Source organism: Actinoplanes hulinensis (assembly GCF_019429605.1).
GTDB classification, from domain to species: Bacteria; Actinomycetota; Actinomycetes; order Mycobacteriales; family Micromonosporaceae; genus Actinoplanes; species Actinoplanes campanulatus.
Map to the genome: position 1 here is coordinate 194,330 of NZ_JAHXZI010000003.1, position 21,887 is coordinate 216,216.

Consider the following 21,887-nt stretch of genomic DNA (forward strand, 5'->3'; position numbering starts at 1 on the left):
CCCGGGCGGTACGCCATTCCCGTACGAGGAAAGGGAAAGGACGAGGCGCCCGGGGCCGTGAGCCCGCGATCAGCGTGGGGTGCGGCGAATGATCGGGTTTCGGGTGTTCCTGGTCCGCCGCATTGCGGTGGAACGGCTCATCGCTGATCCACCACCAGGCCGTTGTTCGCGGTCGCGTCGCTGGTCAGGGCCATGGTGAGCGGCGCCTCGGGGAAGGTGCCGATGGCGGCCAGCGCGGCGTTCAGCTCATGCTCGCCGGACCAGTGCCACGTGTCGGTGTAGGTGCCGTCGTCGAGCCGGACCAGCACCGTCGCGGTGAGGCCGGGGTGGGTCTCGCGCACCGTGCCGATCAGCGACGCCCGCCGGGCCAGGAACTCCTCCAGGTCGGCCGGGTCCACCGAGTACCGGTGCGAGCGCACCGCCGTCACCATGAACCGGCCTGCTGACGGATCGGGGCGTTGAGCCGGTTGAACAGGTTCGTCGTGGCGATCGTCAGCAGGATCGCGGCCAGCTGCGGCTCGCTGAAATGGGCGGCGGCCGCGTCCCACACGTCGTCCGGCACGGCGGCCGGCCGGTCGGTGACCGCCTCGGCCAGCGCGAGCGCGGCGCGTTCCGGCTCCGAGTAGTACGGGGTCTCCCGCCACGCCGCGACCACGCCGATCCGTTCGCCGGTCTCGCCGGCCTTGGTCAGGTTCTTCACGCCGGCGTCGACGCAGAAGCCGCACCCGTTGATCTGGCTGACCCGCAGGTGCACCAACTCCAGCAGTTCCTCCGGCACACCCTGGGTGCGGGTGGCCGCCATCAGGCTCTGGATCGGCTGCATCGCGGCGGGGACGAGCACGGCCGGGTTCTTCATGCGCTGCATGGGTCTCTCCTCTTTCGTTCTGCTTCGCTTCCGTGAGACAGAGGTTGTCGGACCCCGTTGATAGATTCGCGATGCATCGACGATGGGAGGCACATCGTGGGGGGCCTTCGCTTCGCACTGCTGGGGCCCGTGCTGGTCACGGACGGCGGCGAGCCACTGCCCGGCCTCGCCCCACGGCACCGCGCCGTCCTCGCCCATCTGCTGCTCCACGCGGGGACGGTGATCCCGATGGAGCGGCTCATCGAGGCGGTGTGGGGCCTCGACCAGCCCGAGACGGCGCGGTCGCAGATCCACGCGGCGATCACCGCGCTGCGCCGGGCCATGGGCGGGGCCGAGGTGCTGCTGACCCGCCCGGGCGGCTATCTGGCCGATCCCGCGCCCGGCAGCCTGGACGTGCGGGAGTTCAGCGATCTGGTGGCCGAGGGCCGGCTGCGGGAGGCGCTCGGCCTGTGGCGGGGCGAGGCGCTCGCCGACGTGCACGCGCACTACGCGCCCGCCGCCCGCGCGCTGCTGGCCGACCGGCGGCTCGCCGCGATCGAGCAGTTGATGGAGGCGGAGCTGACCGCGGGGCGGCATGCCGCCGTGCTGGACGAGCTGGCCGGGCTCGTGGCGGCGCACCCGCTGCGGGAGCGGCTGGCCGGGCAGCTGGTCACGGCACTGCACCGGTCCGGGCGGCAGGCCGACGCGCTGGCCGCCGCCCGGGCGTACCGGGAGGGGCTGGCCGAGGAGCAGGGCCTCGACCCGGGGGCCGGCTTCCTGGCGGTGGAGCAGAGCGCCCTGGCGGCGTCCCGGTCCAGCTTCCTGCCCTACGACGTGCCCGACTTCACCGGCCGCGACGGCGAGCTGGACCGGATCGTCACCGATCCGCGCGGCGGCATCGTCACCGTCGACGGGATGGCCGGGGTCGGCAAGACCACCCTGGCGATCCGGGCCGCCCACCGGCTGGCCGGCCGCTTCCCGGGCGGGCAGCTGTTCGCCGACATGAGCGGGCACACCGCCTCGGCGGTGCTGGAGGTCCTGCTGCGCCAGCTGGGCCTCACCGAGATCCCGCCCACCGAGGCCGGGCGCTGTGCACTGTGGCGGGCCGAGCTGGCGGCCCGCCGGGTCCTGGTGGTGCTCGACAACGCGACCGACGGTGGTCACGTCCGGCCGCTGCTGCCCGGCAGCTCGGAGAGCCTGCTGCTGATCACCAGCCGGCGCCGGCTGGTCGACATCGACGGCGCCCGCGCCCTGTCCATGGAGGTGCTGCCGCCCGGCGACGCGCTCGCCCTGTTCGCCGGCATCGTGGGGGAGCGGGCCGCCGCCGAGCCCACGGCGGTCACCGAGGTGCTCGGCCTGTGCGGGCATCTGCCGCTGGCCATCCGGCTGGCCGCCGCCCGGCTCCAGCACCGCCCCCGGTGGAGCGTGTCCTATCTGGCGGGCCGCCTGCGGCTGGCCGACCTGGCCACCCCGGAGCGCAGCGTGGCGGCCGCCTTCACGGTGTCCTACGAGCAGCTCGACCCGGCCGAGCAGCGCATGTTCCGGCTGCTCGGGCCGGCCCCGGTGCGTGACGTCGAGCCGCACGCCGCGGCCGCCCTCGCCGGCCTTCCGGTGCCCGAGGCGGAGGACCTGCTGGAGAGCCTGCTCGACGCGAACCTGCTGATCCAGCGCGAGCCCGGCCGCTACACCATGCACGACCTGCTGCGCGAGCACGCCCGATCGTTCCCGGAGGAGGACGGGGCGGTGATGCGGCTGCTCGTGCACTACCTGCACCGGTCCCGGTCGGCGGTCCGCCAGATGTTCCCGGCCAACGTCGGCGACCGGCCCGGGCTGCCACCCGAGCTGACCCCGGTCGAGCCGATCCGCGATCCCGCCGAGGCTCTCCGGTGGCTGGACGCCGAACGCGGCAACATCATCGCCACCGCCGCCCACGTGCCCCGCATCTGTGTGGGGCACCTGGCGCACGCGCTCCGGCCGTACCTGGACCGCCAGGCCCACCACGACGACGCCGTCACCCTGCACGGCATCGCCCTGGAGCGCAGCCGCGCCAACGGCGACCCGGACGTGTCCGGCCGCGCGCTCGCCGACCTCGCCTGGACCCACTGGCGGCGCGGCGACTACGAGCGGGCCCTCGACTGTGCCGGGCAGGCGCTCGCCGTCGCCGAGGACGACCCGTTCCCCCGGTCGATGGCCCTGCACACGCTCGGCGACGTGGCCTGGCGCCGCCGCGACACAGCGACCGCCGAGCGGCACCTCAAACAGGCCCTCGACCTGGCCCGGATCGCCGGGGACCGGGCCCGGGAAGGGTTCGTCCTCGGCGACCTCGGCATGGTCCTGGACCAGCCGGGCCGCCACGAGGAGGCCCGCCGCCACCTGGATCTGGCTCTCGCCCTGCACCGGCGCGACGGCAACCCGCTCGGTGAGGCGCGGGTGCTCAACCAGATCGGCGCTCTGCTGCGCCATCAGGGCCGCCCCGCCGAGGCGGTGGACCGGCACCGGGAGGCGGGCCGGATCTACCGGGCCATGGGCAACCGCACCGACGAGGCCGCGGCGTTCAACGGTCTCGGGGAGGCGGCGCTGGCCTGCGGCGACCCGGAGCAGGCGATCGAGCAGCACACCGCGGCCGTGGCCCGCGGCGACCGGCCGGAGCGGGCCCGTGCCCATCACGGCCTCGCCCGGGCCCTGCTCGGTCTCGGACGGGCCGGCGACGCGGCGCCGCACGTCGACGAGGCGGTGCGTCTCTATCAGGAGCTGGGCGTGCCCGAGGCGGAGGAGGCCCGATCGCTCATGCCCGATTCGAGCAGGCGGAGCAGCAGGGCCAGTGGGGGCCAGCCGGTGCGGCCGGTGCGGACCACCGCGTAACAGCGCAGGATCGGGGCCGGGTCGCGCAGTGGCAGCAGGCGCACGCCGGGGCGGGTCGGGCCGGCGACCGGGAGCAGCCCCACGCCGAGGCCCGCCACCACCAGGTCCTGCAACAGCTCCAGGCTGTCCGAGCGGTGGGTGATCAGCGGGTCGAAGCCGGCCATCGACGCGATCGTGCGGACCACCTGCTCGTCGGCGACGCCCCGGGAGTTGACGATCCAGTCGTGGTCGCGGTAGCGGGCGAACACGGTGGGAGCGTCGGCGTCCGCGTGCGGGTCGGCGGCCGGGACGCCGAGGGCCCACTCCGCCGACCACAGTGGGCGTGACACCACGGTCCGGTCCGGGGCGGCGGGGGCCAGGTTGAAGTCGTAGGTGAGGGCCAGGTCCAGGTCGTCGGCGGCGATCATGGCGAGGGCCTCGTCGGTCTCGTGTTCGTGGATGCGTACGCGTACCCGGGGGTGATCGTCGGCGAGCCGGGCCACGACGGGCAGCAGCGATCGCCGGATGGCCGTGCCGAAACCGGCGGCGCGCAGCGTCCCGGCGGGTTCCGCGGCCGGGTCCAGGTCGAGCCGGGCCGCCTCCAGCGCGGCCAGGATGGTGACCGCGTGCTCGGCGAGCCGCCGCCCGGCCGGGGTGAGCCGGACCCGCCGCCCGTCCGGCTCGATCAGCGGCGTCCCGGCCTCCCGGGCCAGCGCCGCGATCTGCTGCGACACGGTCGACGTGGTGGTGTGCGTCTCCTCGGCGACGGCACGCATCGACCCGAGCCGGGACAGCATCAGCAGAGTCTCCAGGCGGCGCACGTCCATACCCCGATTGTTAAGCGACAGCGAACGGTATGTCCAGCATCGTCACGTGGACGCGAACGGTGTGGATCGCATCTACTGGCGGCATGACGCTCACCGCCGTACGCCCGCGCACCGGCACCCGCACCGGGGCGGCCCTCGCCGTCACCGCCATGACGTGCGTGCAACTGGGCCTGGCCGTCTCGGTGGGCCTCATCGACGACATCGGCGTGGCCGGCGCGGCGTGGATCCGGCTCGCGTGGGCCGGTGTGCTGCTGTTCCTGCTGATCCGGCCGCGCCTGACCGACCTGACCCGGCGGGCCCTGTGGTCGGCGGTCGCCCTCGGCGTGGTCACCGGGACGATGACGATGCTGTTCATGGCGGCGGTCGCCCGGCTGCCGCTGGGCACCGCGAGCGCCCTGGAGTTCCTCGGCCCGCTCGGGGTGGCCGTGGTCCGCGGGCGGCGGCCACTGTGGCCGGTCCTCGCCGGGGCCGGGGTGCTGCTGCTGACCGAGCCGTGGCACGGCGGCGCCGACCCGGTGGGGGTCGCGTTCGCGCTGGGCGCGGCGGTGTGCTGGGCCGCCTACATCCTGCTCACCCAGCATGTCGGCGACGAGGGTGCGGGGCTGAGTGGACTGGCCGTCTCGATGCCGGTCGCCGGTCTGGTCGCCACCGTGGTCGCCGGCCCGCAGGTGATCGGCCGGGTCACCGTCGACGTCCTGGTGGCCGGGTTGTTCCTGGCCGTGCTGCTGCCGGTGGTGCCGTTCGTGCTGGAGTTCCTGGCGCTGCGCCGGCTCACCACCGCCGCCTTCGGCACCCTGATGAGCCTGGAACCGGCCATCGCCGTGCTGGTGGGCCTGATTCTGCTGCACCAGGTTCCGGGGTGGACGGCGGTCGCCGGCATCGGCCTCGTGGTCGCCGCCGGGATCGGTGCGGAACGCTCGGGCGCCCGCTAATGCGTTGCGGACCGGCCGGGACCGCGGCTACAACTGGCCGCCGGACCGGATGGAGAAACCTTGACCCTGGAAATCCGCCCGCTCACCGGCCCCGGTGAGCTGGACCTCTTCGACTCCTTCGACCACGCCCTCAACGAGGAGATCCACGGCGATCCGAGCGCCGGCCGCCGCCATCCCGAGTGGCTGTGGGTGGCCGTCCGCGACGGCCGGGTCACCGCCCGCGCCGCCTTCGGGAGCCGCACGACGCCGACGAGCTGATCGGGCTCATGGAACGCGTGCTCGACGGCACACTCGACGCGCACAGCCGGGCCGAACTGACCCGGACGAGTCCCCGCGAGTGCGCCGCGCAGCAGTACCACGAGGAGCTGGCGCGCTATCCGAGCCCACGGGAGTGGTGGCGGGTCGCGACCCTTCCCGGCGGGGATCCGGTCGGGTTCGTGATCCCGGCCCACAACGGGTACAACCCGATCATCGCGTACATCGGGGTGCTGCCGGAGCACCGCGGCCGCGGCCACATCGACGACCTGCTGGCCGAGGGGACCCGCCTGCTCGCCGGGCAGGACGTGCCCCGGATCCGGGCGTCCACCGACCTCGGCAACGCGCCGATGGCGGCCGCCTTCGCCCGCGCCGGTCACGCCGTCCTCGAACACCAGGTAGAAATGACCTGGTGACGTATGTGGAGATCAACGGTGCGGCGCCGGACGTCGAGACGCTGCACCGTGCCGCCACCCGGATCCTCGGGCACTTCACCACCATGCAGGTCCGCGACGGCGCGGTGGCCGGTCTCGACCTGCACCTGCGGCGTTTGCGGGAGGGCTCGGCCGAGCTGTTCCCGGGCGCCGACCCGGCCGGCGACGACACGATCCGGGCGCTGATCGTCCAGGCGCTGCGCGGCGAGCCGGACGCCACGGTCCGCGTCACCATGCTCGCCGCCGCCGAGGTCATGGTCTCGGTCCTCGAACCCGGCGCGGACACGCCACCGCCGCCGCTGCGCGCCCGCACCATCGTCTACGAACGCGAACTGCCCCATCTCAAGCACCGCGCCACCCTCGGCCTGTTCCACCATGCCGCCGAGGCGCGGCGGGCCGGCTTCGACGACGTCGTCTTCACCGGCCGCGACGGCCTGCTCCGGGAGGGCTCCGTCTGGAACCTCGTGTTCTCCGACGGCGAGCGGGTGATCTGGCCCGACGCCCCGATGCTGGCCGGCGTCACCATGCTGCTGCTGCGCCGTGAACTCGCGGTGGTCGGCGTCCCGCAGACGGTCCGCGCGGTGACGGCCGCCGATCTGCCGCTCATGACCGGCGCGGCCGCCACCAACTCCCGTCACCCGGCCCAGCCGATCGCCGCCATCGACGACGTCCTCTTCCCGGACACCCCCGCCCTGACGTCGGCGCTCCAGGAGGCTTGGCGCCGGGTCCCCTGGCAAAAGATCCTTTGATTCGGTACGCGTGACGCCGTCCCGTCATTTTCAGGGCGGCTCCGCCCCGCCGCGCGAACTTCCTGCCACTCCAGCCCGTGCCGCGCCCGCCGGGCTCAGATCGGTGCCCGGGCAGGCCGGGCGGGTTGCCACTCCCGCAGATGCCGCCGCCTCTGCTTTCGGTCACGCCGGCCAGGCTCCCGGGTTGCCTGCTTGCGGCTGTTGCGCCGGTCGGGCTGGGTGGGTGGTTGCGGTTTGCTTTCCGGGCACGGGCTTGCCCGCTCGCGGCCGTTGCGCCGGTCGCCCGGGGCGGGTGGACGGGCTTTCACGTGGGTGGGCGCGCACGGCGGCGGTGTCGTGGTCGCCTGCATGGCCTGTCGCCGCGATGGCCGCCCACGTGGCGGCTTTCGTGTGCGCCCGCCTCCGAAACCCCGACCGGCGGAACTCCGCGTGAGCGGAGAACTCGGTTCACCGGCTCTTGTGGAAGATTGAGGTAGCTGGAGAGTTTATTCGTCGGTTGTCGCCGGGGTGGATGTCAAGTCGCCTGTTCGCGTGGTTCCCGCCTACGCCGCGAGGTTCGGCCGGTCACCGTCGGCCGCGCGAGTCATCCGCAGGCATCTATGTAGATCTTGGGTGATCGTCATCGAACGCGCGATCTTGCGCCATGGTGGCCATCCGGATGTATCCGATCACCCAAGGTCTTCCAGCGGAAATAGATCATGGGCGATGATTGACCGCCGGGCAACAACCAGGAACCAAAATCGGCCCGACAGCCACCATCGTCCAAGATCGTGACGGCCGGGAGCAGTGCCCCCGGGTGCCTGACAAGCACAAACCGCAACCACCCACCCGGAGCGGCCGGCGGCACATGCGGGGGTGTCCAACCGATCTACGCCCGGCGCGGGCGGCACGGGCCGGAGTGGGCAGTCAGGTCGCTGTCTGCCCGGGGCAGCGCGCGTAGCCCGTACCGGAAATGGGTTTGGGGGTTGGCGGGGTGGTGTTAGCGTTCGGGCCGCTGAAAGGGGACATCGGTGCCGAAGCTGAATCAGATCATCGCCGTCGAGAAGGGCGTCAAGAGCAAGGCGTTCGCCGACCTGAGCGAGGCGCATCACGCCGTGCAGAAGACGGCGCCGCTCGCCGGCATCTCCCGGACCTACCAGCCGAAGGACGAGGAGGGTGAGCAGCTGCCCGCCGAGTCGACGCGGGTGCAGATCAAGGCGGAGGAGATCCTCCGTGACGTGTCCCGCACCCTCACCCGGCTGTTCGACGTCACCGCCACCAAGGACTGGACGAACTGTGTGGCCCGCGCCGACGTGGTCGTCGACGGCCGCACCATCGCCGCCCAGGTGCCGGTGACCTACCTGCTCTTCCTCGAGAAGCAGCTCGTCGACCTGCACACGTTCGTGAAGAAGCTGCCGGTTCTCGACGCCGCCGAGTCCTGGGTGCGCGACGACTCCACGGACAGCTGGCGGACCGATCCGGTGCGCACCAACCGCACCAAGAAGGTGCCGCGTAACCACGTGAAGGCGGAGGCCACCGAGAAGCACCCGGCCCAGGTCGAGGTGTACTACGAGGATGTCACCGTCGGCTACTGGACCACCGTGAAGTTCTCCGGGGCGCTGCCGGCGAAGCGGGTCAACGAGATCCTCGACCGGGTGCTGTCGTTGCAGACCGCGGTGAAGTTCGCGCGCGAGGAGGCCAACAACACCGAGGCCGTCGACCAGCGGGTCGGCGCCGCGGTCTTCGACTTCCTGTTCGGGTGATGACCCGTCACAGACCCCCGTGGGAGCGCGGGGTGCGCCCGAATTCCGGGCGCGAAGCTGACAGCTGAGGCTGAAGCTGAACCACCCGGTGACAGTGCGGGTTCGAGTCCCGCCCCCCGCATTCCACGCGGGGGTAGCCCAACTGGCAGAGGCAGCCGGGATGAGACTCAGATTCTCGCTCCAATGTCAGCATTCACCACTGATCGCCAGATCGAACGAGCAGGACAGAGACACCGGATGCCGGTTCAATTCCGGCCCGCCCCGCTTTCGGGGGGCGGTAGTTTAAAGGCAAAACCCGGATGTCATCAGAGTGATCCTCGCTCTTAAACGTGCTGGCGTGCGCAACTCAGTGGTAAGCGGAAGCCCGGGGGCTGGCCATGCCTCCGGGCTTCACCATGTGCGCGTCTCAGGATCCGGTCCTACTTTCCGGCGCAACCATCGCCCCACTGAACGAAACCGCAGCTCAGCGAGGACGGCAAGACCGGCGCAAGTGGCGCAGCCGCCCACTGCTTCCAGTTCTCCTATGAAATTTATAGGTTTAGACCGGAGGTGAGCGGGATGGGACAACCGGTACTGGCCGAGACGCGGCGCCGGCGCGCGGATCACGCGCGGCAGATCGCCGACGTGCTGCGGCACCAGGTGCTCGGCGGGGTGTTCCGGGTGCTGCCCGGCGAGGCGCAGCTCTGCCACGACTTCGAGGCGTCCCGCAACACCGTCCGGGAGGCGCTCGGGCTGCTGGCCGCGGAGGGTCTGGTCGCGCGCCAGCCCGGCGTCGGCACCCTGGTCGTCACCGCCAAGTACGCCCACGGCCTGCACCGCCTGGCCGGGCTCGCCGAGACCCTGCACGAGCACGGCGAGATCACCAACGAGGTGCGTACGGTCGCGCTGGTCCGCCCGCCCGCCGTGGTCGCGCGCCGGCTCCGGATCCCGGACGGCGAGCAGGTCGTCTACCTGGAGCGGGTCCGCAGCCTGGACGGCATCCCGGTCTCGCTGGATCTCACCTATCTGCCGCAGGACATCGGTGTCCCGCTGCTCGCCGAGGATCTGGCCGGGCGGGACGTGTTCGTGCTCATCGAGGAGTTGACCGGGCAGAGTCTGGGCACCGCCGACATCAGCATCGAGGCGGTCAACGCCGACCCGCACAGCGCCGACCTGATCGGTGTCGCCGACCGGGCCGCGCTGCTCATGATCGAACGGGTCACCCATCTGGCCGACGGCCGCCCGGTGGATCTGGAGTGGATCCGGTTCCGTGGCGACCGGCTGACCCTGGTGACCCGGCTGAGCCGTATCAGCAGTTTCTGAATCGCAGGAGAATCCCATGGCGCTGGTCAATCAACGGGTCGATGTGCCCGTAGTCATCGATAGAAGTCTATGTATTGACGAGTGCACGCTCTGCGTCGACATGTGCCCGCTGGACTCGCTGGCCATCGACCCGGAGACCAGCAAGGCGTACATGCACGTGGACGAGTGCTGGTACTGCGGCCCGTGCGCGGCCCGCTGCCCGACCGGCGCGGTGACCGTCAACATGCCGGTGCTGATCCGATGAGGGCCCGGCTCGCGTTCCCGCTCACGGCGCTGCTGGCGCTCGCCGGCTGCACGGTGGCCGGGCAGGCCGCCGACGCCGGCGCCGAACAGGTCGTCGTCGGCTACCAGTCCAAGACCATCAACACGGTCACCGCCGGCACCCTGCTGCGCGCCCAGGGCTTCCTGGAGAAGCGGCTCGGCGACGGCTACCAGGTCGTCTGGCAGGACTACGACACCGGCGCCCCGATCACCGCCCAGATGATGGCCGGGAAGATCGACATCGGCTCGATGGGCGACTACCCGCTGCTCATCAACGGCGCCCGCGGCCAGCAGTCGGAGCAGACCCGGACGAAGATGATCGCGGTCACCGGCTACAACCAGCGCGGCGCTCTCAACACCGTGGTGGTGGCCAACGACTCCGGGATCGATTCTCTGAAAGCCCTGAAGGGGAAGGTCGTCTCCACCAGCGTCGGCTCGGCCGCCCACGGCCTGCTCGTCCAGGCCCTGCGCAAGGAGGGGCTGAGGGACACCGACGTCAAGGTGGAGAACCAGCAGCCACCGATCGGCGCCTCCGCCCTGCAATCGGGCAACGTCGACGCGCTGTCCCAGTTCGTCGCCTGGCCCGGCCTGCTCGTGCACCGCGGCGAGGCCACCGTCCTCTACGACGGCGGCGCGCTCGGCGTGCCCACCCTGCACGGGACCGTCGTCCGCGAGTCCTGGGCCGACGAGAACCCGGACGTCGTGAAGGCCTTCCTCGCCGCCCAGCGGGACGCCACCGAGTTCCTCTGGCAGCACCCCCTGGAAGCCGCCGAGATCGTCGCGAAGGCCACCGGGCTGCCGGCCGAGGTGGTCTACCTCTACAACGGCGCGAACGGCATCGCCACCTTCGACCTGCCGATCAAACCCGACCTGCGGGCCGCCCTCGACCAGGACGTGCCGTTCCTCAAGTCGATCGGGGTGCTCCAGGACATCGACCTGGACGCGTTCGTCGACGACAGCCTGGTCCCGGCCGGCGGCACCCCCGGAGCCGTGCTGAGTGGCAAGGACGAGATCTGCGGAACCGAGGTCGCGGACCGGGCGCTCGCCGGTGAGCTGTGGCTCGACGGGGCGACGGCCACGCACGCCTCGGCCGACCCGACCTGCCTGCTGAAAGCGGTGAAGGCCGCGACGACGGCCGGTAAGAAGATCCGGGCCGCGTACGTGCCGGACGCCGGCACCGGCACCCGCTGGTTCGCCGACAAGAGCACGTGGGTACGCGACGGCGACCGCTTCCTGCCGTTCGTCACCGGGGCCGCGGCCCTGGCCTACAACACCGCCCACCCGGGGTCGCGCGTCCTCGCGTACGAGAAAGCCGTGACCGAGGCATGACCACCACCCTCGCCGCGCCGTCCCGGGAAGCCCGCGCCGGGACCGGGCCGAAGCGGCAGCGAGGCCGCCGGGTGAACCGCTGGCTGATCCGCGCCGGCTCGCTGCTGACCGCCCTGCTGGTGTGGCAGTGGCTGACCGTCACCGACGTCACCCTGTGGATCCGCTTCGACCGGCTGCCCACGCCGGTCGAGGTGGCCGGGCAGCTCGGCCTGCTGCTGCGGGACCCGCTGTACTACCTGGACATCGCGCAGAGCCTGGTCCGGATCCTCACCGGGTTCGCCCTGGCCGCGGTCGCCGGGATCGCCGCCGGTATCGCGGTGGCCCGCTCCCGGCTGCTGTCCGACCTGCTGCAACCGCTGTTCGAGGTGGTCCGGCCGGTCCCGGCGATCGCCCTGGTGCCGGTCGCGATCCTGCTGTTCCCGGAGAACGAGCAGGGCATCGTGTTCATCACCTTCACCGCGGCGTTCTTCCCGATCCTGGTGAGCACCCGGCACGCGGTCCGCGCGCTGCCGACGGTGTGGGAGGACGCGGTCCGCACGATGGGCGGCGGGCGCTGGCGGGTGCTGCTCAGCGTGGTGCTGCCCGGGGCCCTGCCGGGCGTGTTCGGTGGCCTGTCGGTCGGCATGGGCGTGGCCTGGATCTGCGTCATCTCCGCCGAGATGATCTCCGGTGACTACGGCGTCGGGTACCGCACCTGGCACGCCTACACGATCGTCGACTACCCGGCCGTGCTGGTCGGGATGATCACCATCGGGGTGCTCGGTTTCGCCACCGCGGGCGCCGTCGAACTGCTCGGCCGCCGGGTGGTGGGGGACCGGTGAGCCTCGCCTTCCACATCAACGGCGTCAGCCTCGGGCACGGCGACGAGACCGTGGTGCGCGACCTCGACCTCGACATCCGCCCCGGCGAGGTGCTGGTCGTGGTCGGCGCCTCCGGCTGTGGCAAGTCCACCCTGCTGCGCAGCCTGGCCGGCCTGCTCCCGGTCCGCGGCGGCGCCCTGCTCGCCGACGGCGCCCCGATCACCGGCCCGTCCCCGGACCGGGCGCTGGTCTTCCAGGACGACGCCCTGCTCCCGTGGCGCAGCGCCCGCCGCAACGTGGAGCTGCCGCTGGCCATCCGCCGGGTGTCGCGCGGCGAACGCCGCCGGCTGGCCGACCACTGGCTCGCCCAGGTCGGGCTCGCCGGCCACGGCGACCGGCGGCCCGGCAAACTGTCCGGCGGCATGCGCCAGCGGGTGCAGCTGGCCCGCACGCTGGCCGGCGAACCGAAGGCGATCCTGATGGACGAGCCGTTCGGGGCGCTGGACGCGCAGACCCGCGCCGCCATGCAGCGGCTGCTCGTCGACGTGCTGCGGACCACCCCGGCCACCGTCGTCTTCATCACCCACGACGTCGACGAGGCGCTCTACCTCGGCGACCGGGTCGCGGTCCTCGGCCCGGAGGGCGTGCGCACCCTGATCGACGTCCCCGAACCCCGTGATCCGGCGACCCGCGGCACCCCCGTGGTCCGCGCGGCCCGCGAGGAGATCCTGAGGAGCCTCACGTGACCCGCCATCTCACCACCGACGTGCTGGTCATCGGCGGCGGCACGGCCGGCACCATGGCCGCGCTGTCCGCCGCGGCCGCCGGCGCGAACGTCCTGCTCCTGGAGAAGGCGCACGTGCGGCACTCCGGGGCGCTGGCCATGGGCATGGACGGCGTCAACAACGCGGTCATCCCCGGCAAGGCCACCCCCGAGGACTACGTCCGCGAGATCACCCGCGCCAACGACGGCATCGTCAACCAGCGCACCGTCCACCAGACCGCGGTCCGCGGCCACGCCATGGTGCAGCGGCTGGAGAAGTACGGCGTCAAGTTCGAGAAGGACGAGTACGGCGAGTACGCGGTCCGCCAGGTGCACCGCTCCGGCCGGTACGTGCTGCCGATGCCGGAGGGCCGCGACATCAAGAAGGTCCTCTACCGGGTGCTGCGCAGCCGCCACAACCGGGAGAGGATCCAGATCGAGAACCGGGTGATGCCGGTCCGGGTCCTCACCCACGAGGGCCGGGCGGTCGGCGCGGCCGGTTTCGACACCCGCAGCGGCGAGTTCGTCACCGTGGCCGCGAACGCCGTCATCCTGGCCACCGGCGCGTGCGGGCGGCTCGGCTTGCCGGCCAGCGGCTACCTCTACGGCACCTACGAGAACCCGACCAACGCGGGCGACGGGTACGCCATGGCCTACCACGCCGGGGCGGAACTGTCCGGGATCGAATGCTTCCAGATCAACCCGCTGATCAAGGACTACAACGGGCCGGCCTGCGCCTATGTGGCCAATCCGTTCGGCGGCTACCAGGTCAACAACCGGGGCGAACGGTTCGTCGACTGCGATTACTGGTCCGGGCAGATGATGTCCGAGGTGGCCCGGGAACTCGACTCCGACCGCGGGCCGATCTATCTGAAACTGAGCCATCTGCCGGACGAGACGATCGCCACCGTGGAGGGCATTCTGCACTCCACCGAACGGCCGTCGCGGGGCACCTTCCATGCCGGGCGCGGGCACGACTACCGCACCCACGACATCGAGATGCACATCTCCGAGATCGGGCTGTGCGGCGGCCATTCCGCGTCCGGTGTGTGGGTCGACGAGAACGGGGCGACCACGGTTCCGGGCCTCTATGCGGCCGGCGATCTGGCGTGTGTGCCGCACAACTACATGATCGGCGCGTTCGTCTACGGTGATCTGGCCGGGACGCACGCGGCCGGTATCGACAAAAGCGACATGTCAGAACTGCCGCAGGATCAGATAGCGGCGGCCCGGGAGCTGATCTACCGGCCGCTGGAGCACCCCGACGGGCCCCCGCAGCAGCAGGTCGAATACAAGCTGCGCCGCTTCGTCAACGACTATGTGGCACCGCCGAAATCGGCCGCCAAACTCGAGATCGCGGTCGAGACGTTCCACCGGATGACCGGCGAGATCGCCGAGATCGGCGGCCGCACCCCGCACGAGCTCATGCGCTGCGTGGAGGTGAGTTTCATCCGCGACTGCGCCGAGATGGCCGCCCGCGCCTCCCTCGTGCGCACCGAGAGCCGCTGGGGTCTCTACCACGACCGCGCCGACCATCCGTCCCGTGACGACGACGAATGGCTCTACCACCTCAATCTGCGCCGCAACGCCGCCGGTGAGATGGAATTCGTCAAACGGCCGGTCGCCGAATACCTCTTCCCGGTCGACGGATTCCGGCCCCCGTCCGGCGCCCCCGAAACCCCCGTCGCCGAGCCCAGGAGATTCGGCGCCGCCGCACTTCACAAAACCATTGATCGTACGGGTGAGAGCACCTCGACCGCGGCGGCCGCGCGCATCGTGGCCGTCCTGGCGCTCGCCGAACAGGAACCCCCGCTGACCGCTTTCGCCCAGTACCTCGCCGACGCCGACGCGGGCGTACGCCGTACCGCCGTCGCGACGCTCACCGAGGTCGCCCCGCCCGGCGTGGCCGACGCCCTGGTCGGCGCCCTCGCCGACCCCGACCGCACGGTGCGCGCCGCCGCGGTGACCGGCCTGCGGGAACTCGCCGACGTCCTGCCCGCCACCGAGGACCTGGCCGAGCGGCTGCGGGCCGGCTACGCGAGCACCGACACCGCGGTCCGCGAGATCGTGATCGAGCTGCTGCGGATCATCGGCCTGGGCGGCTCCGCCGACTTCCGGGCCGCCGCCGAGGACGTCGACGTGACGGTCCGTCTCCAGGCCGTCCGCGGTCTGGTCCGCCGCGACGACGTCGGCGGTCTCGCCGCGGCCGCCCTCGACCCGGCCCGCGAGGTGCGGGTTGCCGCCGCGCACGGCCTCGGCACGGTCGGTGACCCGGCCGCCGCCGGCACCCTGCACCGGCTCACCGGCGACGACGACGTGCTGGTCCGGGCCGCCGCGCTGGCCGCGGCCGCCGGCATCGGCTGCCCGCCGCCGCTCGCCGCCACCGCGGTAGCCGCGCTCGGCGACCCGGCGTGGCAGGTGCGTGAGGGCGCCGCCAAGGCCCTGGCCGCCGCCGAGCCGGACGTCGCCGCCCCGGCCCTGTCCGGTGCCGCCGGCGACGGCAACCTCGACGTCCGCAAGGCCGCCGTCCGCTCGCTGGCGGCCTGGCCGCACCGCGACGACGTGGCAGCGGCCCTGCGTGCGGCCGCCGACGACCCGGACGCCGACGTCCGCGCCTGGGCCCGGCGAGGGGCTGCCACCGCCGTAACCGGCCGCTAGGGTGTCGCGATGCGCAATTTAACCTGGCTGGCGGGATTGACCGCGGCCGCTGTGGGCCTCTCCGGCTGCGGCGTCCCCGGCTCGAACCCGGCGGAGCCCGCCGCGGAGGCCGCGCCAGCGGCCGCCGTGGCGCCCGTCGAGGTCGAGTTGGCCGCGGCCGCCGCCACCTACAAGTACGTCTTCCCGGTACGGGCGAAGAACGCCTCGTACCACAAGACCCACTCCGGCTACCCGGCAACGGACATCTTCGCCGCCTGTGGCAAGCCGTTCGTCGCCACCACCGGTGGCGTCGTCCTCGAGGTGAGCCGGGTCGACAAGTACAAGAAGGGCGTGCCGGACGGGCCGTACAACGGCGGCAAGTTCGTCTCCATCCTCGGCGACGACGGCGTCCGGTACTACGGCTCGCACCTGAGCAAGGTGACCGCCGGCATCAAGAAGGGTGTCCGGGTCAAGGCCGGGCAGTCACTGGGCAAGGTCGGCAAGACCGGCAACTCCAGCGGCGTCTGCCACGTGCACTACGGCATCTCGCCGGCGTGCAAGAAGACCGGCGACTGGAAGGTCCGCCGCGGCGTCGTCTGGCCCGCGTCGTACCTCACCTCGTGGCGCAAGGGCGGGCGGAAGAGCCCGGTCAAGGCGGTCGCCACCTGGAACAGGAAGAACAACTGCAAGGCCTGACCTCCAGGCGTGACGCCTCACCCCGGTGAACGCCCGGGGTGAGGCGCCTCACAACTGTCACACTCCCCGGCCGGCCGGTGTCTCGTGCCCGAACCGCCCGAACGAGCCTCAGGGAGTTCCGATGAACGTTGTAGTGATCGGCGGCGGCTACGCCGGAGTCATGGCCGCCAACCGTCTCACCCGCAGTGACGACGTGACCGTCACGCTGATCAACCCGCGCTCGGTCTTCGTCGAACGGCTCCGCCTGCACCAGCTGGTCCGCGGCAACCACGAGGCGGTCGTCGACTACCGGGACGTGCTCGCCGACCGGGTCCGGCTGCGTACCGCCACCGTCGACCGGATCGACGCCCCCACCCGCACCCTCACCCTGACCGACGGCGCGACCGTCGGCTACGACTACCTGATCTACGCGGTCGGCAGCGGCAGCCCGCGGGCGCCCGAGCACACCCACCCGATCGCCACCCTCGAGGACGCGCGCCGGCTGCGGCCGCTCGTGGACGCCGCCTCCGCCGTGACGGTCGTCGGCGCCGGGCCGACCGGACTCGAGACCGCCGCCGAACTCGCCGAGGCCGGGCACACGGTGACCCTGGTGTGCGGGGACGTCCTCAACCCGTATCTGCACACCAACGGCCGCCGCTCGGTCGCCGGGCAGCTGGCCCGGCTCGGGGTGAGCGTGGTCGACGGGCCCGGCGCGACCGTCACCGCCGTCACCCCGGCCACCGTCCGCCTCGCCGACGGCCGGGAACTGCCCAGCCCGCTGACCGTGTGGGCGGCCGGGTTCAGCGTCCCCGACCTCGCCACCCGCAGCGGCCTCACCACCGACGACGCCGGCCGGCTGATCACCGACGAAACCCTGACCAGCGTCGACGACCCGGCCATCGTCGCGGCCGGGGACGCTGCGGCGCCGTCCGGCCGGCCGTACCGGATGGGTTGCCAGTCCGCGGTCCAGCTCGGCCCGCAGGCGGCCGAGACCGTGCTCAGCCGCATCGCCGGAACCACGCCCGCGGACGCCGGGGTCGGGTTCGCCGGCCAGTGCATCAGCCTCGGCCGCCGGGCCGGGATCTTCCAGTTCGCCAGGCGCGACGACCGTGCCCTCCCGCTGTACCTGGGCGGGCGGCCCGGCGCGAAGCTCAAGGAGTTCGTGGTGCTCCACACCGTCAAGCAACTGGCCGACGAGGCGCGCCGCCCCGGCGCACGCGACATGTGGACCCACGACCGCAACCGCGCCCGGGCCGTCACCACCGCCGCCGGTGTCGCATGATGATCGATATGCGCGACGCCACGGACGACTTCGTCACCTACCGCAACCTGCTCTTCACCGTGGCGTACGAGATGCTCGGCTCCGCGGCCGACGCCGAGGACGTGCTCCAGGAGACCTGGCTGCGGTGGGTCGACGTCGACCTCGACCAGGTCCGGGACCGGCGCGCCTACCTGGTCCGGATCACCACCCGGCAGGCCCTCAACCGGCTCCGCACGATGCAGCGGCGCCGCGAGTCGTACGTCGGCTCCTGGCTTCCGGAGCCGCTGCTCACCACCCCCGACGCGTCCGGCGACGTGGAACTCGCCGAGAGCATGTCGATGGCCATGATGCTGGTGCTGGAGACCCTGGCGCCGACCGAACGGGCCGTCTTCGTGCTGCGTGAGGTGTTCGACGTGGGGTACGACGAGATCGCGGAGGCGGTCGGCAAGACCCCGGCCGCGGTCCGCCAGATCGCCCACCGGGCCCGGCAGCACGTCGAGGCCCGCCGCCCCCGGCAGACCGTCTCGGAGAACGAGGTCCGCGCCGCCCTCGACTCGTTCCAGCACGCGCTCGCCGCCGGCGACCTCCAGGGACTGCTCCACGTGCTGGCGCCGGACACCGTCCTGATCGCCGACGGCGGCGGCCTCAAGCAGGCGGCGGCCCGCCCGATCAGCGGCGCCGACAAGGTGGCCCGCTTCATGCTCGGCGGCCTGCGGAAGGCGCGGATCAGCTACACCACGGCGTTCGCCACGGTCAACGGCAGCCCGGCGCTGGCCGTCCACGTCGATGGCGAGTTCGACGGGGTGATGGCCGCGCGGGTCGACCAGGGGCGGATCACCGGCCTCTACTACGTGCGCAACCCGGAGAAGCTCACCCGCCTCACCGACGCCGCCGAGGTGACCTTGCGCTGAAACAACCCGGAGAAAGCGGGCGTGGGCCCGCTACCGTGAGGTCGTGATTGACTTCTCCAGCCCATCGGTGTTCAAGCTCAACCCGTGCGACCCGGCCTCGGTCTACCCGCAGGTGGCGCCGCTGCTCATCCCCGGAGAGCAGCTGATCGCGGCGTTCAAGACGACCCGCGACTTCGTGGTCTTCACCAACAAGCGGCTGATCGCCGCCAACGTGCAGGGCATGACCGGCAAGAAGGTCGACTACACGTCGCTGCCCTACGGCAAGATCCAGGCGTTCTCCATCGAAACGGCCGGCAACTTCGACCGCGATTCCGAGCTGGAGATGTGGTTCAGCGGCCTCGGCAAGGTCCGCCTCGAATTCAAGGCCGACTCCGACATCCGCGCCCTGAGCCAGATGATCGCCGGCTTCGTCCTTTGACCCCTTTTCGTCGGTACGGGGTGAGGCCGCCTACCCTGTCGCCGTGAAGATCACCCTGCTGACCCTCCTGGTCCGATGGCGCGCGGCGGTGCTGCTGGCCGCGCTGCTGGCGGCGGTGGCCGGCGACGTGGCTCTGGCGCGCATCGGCCCCGGTCTCGGCTGGATACTGGGGTTCGGCGGGCTGGGTCTCGTACCCCTTCTGGCGGCGATCGCGGTGCTCCGGTCCCATCACCCGGCGATCCTGGTGGCCCGGCCCGGTGTGCCCGCGTTCGATGTCCCGGTGAGCCCCGGCATGGTCCTCGTCGCCGTGGGCTGGACTCTCCTGGGCGGCCGCAATCTCAGCGGCATGGTTCGCGACCTCATCGCGTACCCGGGCGAGGTCTGGTTCATGGCCGTCTTCGCCCTGCTCTGGGCCGCGATGCTGGGCGCCGTCTGGGTCATGGTGCTGCGCGGGGCCGGGGTACGGCTGCGCCCCGACGGCATCGAGGAGCATCAGTTGTTCGGATCGATCCTCGTGCCGTGGTCCGCTTTCGAGACCCCGCGGGCGGCCCTGCCGCGCGGGGAACAGCAGGTCACCCTCTTCCTGGCTGATCCGGGAGCGGTCCGCAGGCGGGGCCTTCGCTCCCGAAAAGCCGCCACCCTGCCGGCGATCGGCATCGACGCCGAGTTCCTGGCCCGGGCCGTCCACGAGTACGCGAACCGGCCCGACCTGCGCCCGGCCATCGGCTCCCCGGAGGAACTGGCCCGCTTCCTGGCGATCCCGCAGATCGCCCGGCTCAGCGATTCGGACACCCCGGCCGCGGGAAGCCTCTGACCCTCCGTCGACAGGAATCCTGTCGACGACGCAGGTGATTTCGCCGATCCTCTCGCCGGTATTGACGGTCATCGTTTGATTCATGTTGAGACCGTCAAGATGGATCGGCGCGGTGCTCGTCCTGTTCGCCACCGCGGCCGCCGGACTGGCCGGCATCGGCCCGGCGGCGGCCGCGACCGGGTTCAGCGAGGTCACGTCGTTCGGCAGCAACCCCGGCAACCAGCGGATGTTCACCTACGTACCCGCCTCTGCCGGGACCGGCGCCCCGGTCGTGGTGCTCTTCCACGGCTGCGGCGGCCAGGCGCGGGACCTGGACGTCAACACCGGCTGGCGCAAGTACGCCGACCTGTACGGCTTCCACCTGGTCCTGCCCGAACAGAAACCGGAGAACGTCGGCTCCGGCGGCATCGTCCCGCACAAGTGCTTCAGCGCCTGGAACGAGACCGACCGCGCCCACGCCGGCCTCGGCGAGGCCCGCTCGGTGGTGCAGATGGTCGACCACATGGCCACCACCCACGGCGCCGACATGAGCCGGGTGTTCGTCACCGGCTACTCCGGCGGCGGCGCGGCCACCAACGTGATGCTGGCCGCCTACCCCGACCGGTTCAGGGCGGGCGCGGTGTTCTTCGGCATGCCCTACGGCTGCGCGGACACCGAGAGCGCCTACTTCCGTACCGGATCGCTCGGCCCCTGCTCCGGATCGACCTCCACGCTGACCCCGCAGCAGTGGGGCGACAGGGTCCGTAGCTCCTACCCGGGCTACAACGGCACGCGCCCGCCGGTGCAGATCTGGCACGGTGGCGCGGATCCGCTGATCAGCCCGCGCTCACTGGACTACCAGCGGGACCAGTGGACGAACGTGTTCGGCATCAGCCGCACCCCGGCATCCACGACCACACCCGGGTCCGGGATCACGAAGACCGTCTACGGCGGCGGCCGGCTCGAGACGTGGCTCATCGACGACATGGGCCACGAGCAGCCGGTCGACCCGGGCGCCGGCGTCCAGAACTGCGGCGTGAGCGGGGTCGGCCACCCGCGGATCTGCGGGCCCTACCACGCCACGCTCTTCTTCGGGCTCGGCACACCGCCGCCCGCCACCACCTGCTGGACCGCGACCAACGCCGCACACATCGCCGCGGGGCGCGCCCGGACCGTCGGCCTTTCGGCGTACGCGGTGGGCTCCGGTGATCATCTCGGGCTCGCCGCCGGTGCCGGTTCCCGAAGCCTCCAGCAGACCGCCCCCGGTCACTACGTCCGAGTGACCGCCTGCCCCTGAACGGAGTCCCCATGCGCAAGCTGCTGGCGGCCGTGGCCGCGATCGTCACCACGCTGCTTGTCACACCCGTGGCGGCCCAGGCCGCGCCGGGTGGATCCGGCCCCTACCCGGCCGACTACGAGACCACGATCCGCCTCTACTCCCACACCATCTACCGCCCGAACACCCTCCCGGCCGGCCTGATGCCGATTGTGGCCTGGGGCAACGGCGCCTGCCGGGCCGACGGCACCTGGTTCCAGAACATCCTGAAGGAGTTCGCCTCACACGGCTTCCTGGTGATCGCGAACGGCCGTCCCGGCGGCACCGGCAGCACCGACGCGGACATGCTGATCGAGGCCATCGACTGGGCCGTCGCGGAGAACTCCCGGGTCGGCAGCAAATACCGTGGCCGCCTGGACACCGGCAGGATCGCGGTGATGGGCCAGTCGTGCGGCGGGCTGGAGGCCCTGGAGGCGAGCGCCGACGCCCGGGTCGACACCACCGTGTTCTGGAACAGCGGCCTGCTCAGCGACCTGGAGAACTACCGCCTGTCGCGGCTGCACGGGCCGGTCGCCTACATCACCGGCGGGCCGGACGACATCGCCTACCCGAACGCGGTCGACGACTACGGCCGCCTGCCGTCCGGGCTGCCGGCCTTCATGGCCCATCTGCCGGTCGGTCACTACGGCACGTTCTCCCAGACCAACGGCGGAGAGTACGGCCGAGTCGGCGCCGCCTGGCTGAAGTGGCAACTCAAGGGCGACCAGACGGCCCGCTCGGTGCTCACCGGACTGTCCTCCCCGTGGACGGTGACCCGTAAGAACCTCTGACCGATCG

22 protein-coding genes are annotated in these 21,887 nt (G+C 72.0%); 19 read left to right on the forward strand and 3 right to left on the reverse strand.

The genetic code is table 11. The features are described 5' to 3' along the window. Positions 1-137: 137 nt before the first annotated feature. Together KZ829_RS07220 and KZ829_RS07225 are read right to left on the reverse strand one after the other, a co-directional pair. Positions 138-419, reverse strand: coding sequence for a hypothetical protein (locus KZ829_RS07220; protein WP_308285372.1), 282 nt, complete (start codon positions 417-419; stop codon positions 138-140). Positions 420-424: 5 nt separating this feature from the next. Beyond that, a complete protein-coding gene (locus tag KZ829_RS07225; protein ID WP_246635221.1) occupies positions 425-865 on the reverse strand; it encodes a carboxymuconolactone decarboxylase family protein in 441 nt (146 codons plus the stop codon). Between the two features lie 96 nt (positions 866-961). Between KZ829_RS07225 and KZ829_RS07230 the strand changes: the two genes are divergently transcribed. Next, a complete protein-coding gene (locus KZ829_RS07230; RefSeq protein ID WP_220143061.1) occupies positions 962-3,706 on the forward strand; it encodes an AfsR/SARP family transcriptional regulator in 2,745 nt (914 codons plus the stop codon). Here KZ829_RS07230 and KZ829_RS07235 read toward each other — a convergent pair. Continuing rightward, positions 3,589-4,512, reverse strand: coding sequence for a LysR family transcriptional regulator (locus KZ829_RS07235; protein WP_183218830.1), 924 nt, complete (start codon positions 4,510-4,512; stop codon positions 3,589-3,591). The genes KZ829_RS07230 and KZ829_RS07235 overlap by 118 nt on opposite strands. 83 nt (positions 4,513-4,595) lie before the next feature. On the opposite strand from KZ829_RS07235, the gene KZ829_RS07240 reads away from it, so the two are divergent. The 18 genes from KZ829_RS07240 (at position 4,596) to KZ829_RS42750 (ending at position 21,880) form a co-directional block, all read left to right on the forward strand. Further along, positions 4,596-5,444 (forward strand): EamA family transporter, encoded by an 849-nt coding sequence (locus tag KZ829_RS07240; RefSeq protein WP_220143062.1) that lies wholly within the window; start codon positions 4,596-4,598, stop codon positions 5,442-5,444. Positions 5,445-5,504: 60 nt separating this feature from the next. Then, positions 5,505-5,702: a hypothetical protein gene (locus KZ829_RS42740; RefSeq protein WP_246635222.1), complete on the forward strand. Its 198-nt coding sequence runs from the start codon at positions 5,505-5,507 to the stop codon at positions 5,700-5,702. Positions 5,703-5,710: 8 nt separating this feature from the next. Further along, positions 5,711-6,115 (forward strand): GNAT family N-acetyltransferase, encoded by a 405-nt coding sequence (locus KZ829_RS07245; RefSeq protein ID WP_246635223.1) that lies wholly within the window; start codon positions 5,711-5,713, stop codon positions 6,113-6,115. After that, positions 6,112-6,882, forward strand: coding sequence for an aminotransferase class IV (locus KZ829_RS07250; protein WP_220143063.1), 771 nt, complete (start codon positions 6,112-6,114; stop codon positions 6,880-6,882). The genes KZ829_RS07245 and KZ829_RS07250 overlap by 4 nt, the downstream gene beginning before the upstream one ends. Positions 6,883-7,892: 1,010 nt before the next feature. Beyond that, entirely contained in the window at positions 7,893-8,624 is a 732-nt protein-coding gene (locus KZ829_RS07255) for a DUF7873 family protein (RefSeq protein ID WP_220143064.1), read from the forward strand. A 558-nt stretch (positions 8,625-9,182) separates the two neighbouring features. Continuing rightward, a complete protein-coding gene (locus tag KZ829_RS07260; protein WP_220143065.1) occupies positions 9,183-9,926 on the forward strand; it encodes a GntR family transcriptional regulator in 744 nt (247 codons plus the stop codon). 16 nt (positions 9,927-9,942) lie between these two features. Then, on the forward strand, positions 9,943-10,170 hold the full coding sequence (locus KZ829_RS43860; protein ID WP_220143066.1) for a 4Fe-4S dicluster domain-containing protein: 228 nt from the start codon (positions 9,943-9,945) through the stop codon (positions 10,168-10,170). Continuing rightward, a complete protein-coding gene (locus KZ829_RS07270) occupies positions 10,167-11,516 on the forward strand; it encodes an aliphatic sulfonate ABC transporter substrate-binding protein (RefSeq protein WP_220143067.1) in 1,350 nt (449 codons plus the stop codon). The genes KZ829_RS43860 and KZ829_RS07270 overlap by 4 nt, the downstream gene beginning before the upstream one ends. Then, the gene (locus KZ829_RS07275) at positions 11,513-12,337 is read left to right on the forward strand and encodes an ABC transporter permease (RefSeq protein ID WP_220143068.1); all 825 of its coding nucleotides are present in this window, start codon (positions 11,513-11,515) and stop codon (positions 12,335-12,337) included. The genes KZ829_RS07270 and KZ829_RS07275 overlap by 4 nt, the downstream gene beginning before the upstream one ends. Next, positions 12,334-13,062 (forward strand): ABC transporter ATP-binding protein, encoded by a 729-nt coding sequence (locus KZ829_RS07280; protein ID WP_220143069.1) that lies wholly within the window; start codon positions 12,334-12,336, stop codon positions 13,060-13,062. Before KZ829_RS07275 ends, KZ829_RS07280 begins: the two co-directional genes overlap by 4 nt. After that, positions 13,059-15,737, forward strand: a complete 2,679-nt coding sequence (locus KZ829_RS07285) for a fumarate reductase/succinate dehydrogenase flavoprotein subunit (protein ID WP_220143070.1) — start codon at positions 13,059-13,061, stop codon at positions 15,735-15,737. The genes KZ829_RS07280 and KZ829_RS07285 overlap by 4 nt, the downstream gene beginning before the upstream one ends. Before the next feature lie 9 nt (positions 15,738-15,746). After that, a complete protein-coding gene (locus tag KZ829_RS07290; protein WP_220143071.1) occupies positions 15,747-16,412 on the forward strand; it encodes a M23 family metallopeptidase in 666 nt (221 codons plus the stop codon). A 121-nt stretch (positions 16,413-16,533) separates the two neighbouring features. Further along, a complete protein-coding gene (locus KZ829_RS07295; RefSeq protein WP_220143072.1) occupies positions 16,534-17,673 on the forward strand; it encodes an NAD(P)/FAD-dependent oxidoreductase in 1,140 nt (379 codons plus the stop codon). A gap of 8 nt (positions 17,674-17,681) precedes the next feature. Beyond that, a complete protein-coding gene (locus KZ829_RS07300) occupies positions 17,682-18,563 on the forward strand; it encodes an RNA polymerase sigma-70 factor (protein ID WP_220143073.1) in 882 nt (293 codons plus the stop codon). Between the two features lie 43 nt (positions 18,564-18,606). Next, complete coding sequence (locus KZ829_RS07305; protein ID WP_183218816.1) at positions 18,607-18,981, forward strand: PH domain-containing protein; 375 nt, start codon at positions 18,607-18,609, stop codon at positions 18,979-18,981. Between the two features lie 43 nt (positions 18,982-19,024). Continuing rightward, positions 19,025-19,795 carry a hypothetical protein gene (locus KZ829_RS07310; RefSeq protein ID WP_220143074.1) on the forward strand — a complete coding sequence of 257 codons (771 nt, stop codon included), beginning with the start codon at positions 19,025-19,027 and terminating at the stop codon, positions 19,793-19,795. 82 nt (positions 19,796-19,877) lie between these two features. After that, positions 19,878-21,071: an extracellular catalytic domain type 1 short-chain-length polyhydroxyalkanoate depolymerase gene (locus KZ829_RS07315; RefSeq protein ID WP_220143075.1), complete on the forward strand. Its 1,194-nt coding sequence runs from the start codon at positions 19,878-19,880 to the stop codon at positions 21,069-21,071. Positions 21,072-21,082: 11 nt separating this feature from the next. Further along, positions 21,083-21,880: a poly(ethylene terephthalate) hydrolase family protein gene (locus KZ829_RS42750; protein WP_246635224.1), complete on the forward strand. Its 798-nt coding sequence runs from the start codon at positions 21,083-21,085 to the stop codon at positions 21,878-21,880. The last annotated feature ends 7 nt before the right edge of the window (positions 21,881-21,887 follow it).

What these genes read in the sequence shown, in the direction of transcription:
- KZ829_RS07235 (WP_183218830.1), bottom strand. Translation starts at nt 4,512, where the DNA reads ATGGACGTGCGCCGCCTGGAGACTCTGCTGATGCTGTCCCGGCTCGGG.
- KZ829_RS07295 (WP_220143072.1), top strand. Translation starts at nt 16,534, where the DNA reads ATGAACGTTGTAGTGATCGGCGGCGGCTACGCCGGAGTCATGGCCGCC.
- KZ829_RS07290 (WP_220143071.1), top strand. Translation starts at nt 15,747, where the DNA reads ATGCGCAATTTAACCTGGCTGGCGGGATTGACCGCGGCCGCTGTGGGC.
- KZ829_RS07270 (WP_220143067.1), top strand. Translation starts at nt 10,167, where the DNA reads ATGAGGGCCCGGCTCGCGTTCCCGCTCACGGCGCTGCTGGCGCTCGCC.
- KZ829_RS07225 (WP_246635221.1), bottom strand. Translation starts at nt 865, where the DNA reads ATGCAGCGCATGAAGAACCCGGCCGTGCTCGTCCCCGCCGCGATGCAG.
- KZ829_RS07300 (WP_220143073.1), top strand. Translation starts at nt 17,682, where the DNA reads ATGCGCGACGCCACGGACGACTTCGTCACCTACCGCAACCTGCTCTTC.
- KZ829_RS07240 (WP_220143062.1), top strand. Translation starts at nt 4,596, where the DNA reads ATGACGCTCACCGCCGTACGCCCGCGCACCGGCACCCGCACCGGGGCG.
- KZ829_RS07260 (WP_220143065.1), top strand. Translation starts at nt 9,183, where the DNA reads ATGGGACAACCGGTACTGGCCGAGACGCGGCGCCGGCGCGCGGATCAC.
- KZ829_RS42750 (WP_246635224.1), top strand. Translation starts at nt 21,083, where the DNA reads ATGCGCAAGCTGCTGGCGGCCGTGGCCGCGATCGTCACCACGCTGCTT.
- KZ829_RS07315 (WP_220143075.1), top strand. Translation starts at nt 19,878, where the DNA reads ATGTTGAGACCGTCAAGATGGATCGGCGCGGTGCTCGTCCTGTTCGCC.
- KZ829_RS07245 (WP_246635223.1), top strand. Translation starts at nt 5,711, where the DNA reads ATGGAACGCGTGCTCGACGGCACACTCGACGCGCACAGCCGGGCCGAA.
- KZ829_RS43860 (WP_220143066.1), top strand. Translation starts at nt 9,943, where the DNA reads ATGGCGCTGGTCAATCAACGGGTCGATGTGCCCGTAGTCATCGATAGA.
- KZ829_RS07275 (WP_220143068.1), top strand. Translation starts at nt 11,513, where the DNA reads ATGACCACCACCCTCGCCGCGCCGTCCCGGGAAGCCCGCGCCGGGACC.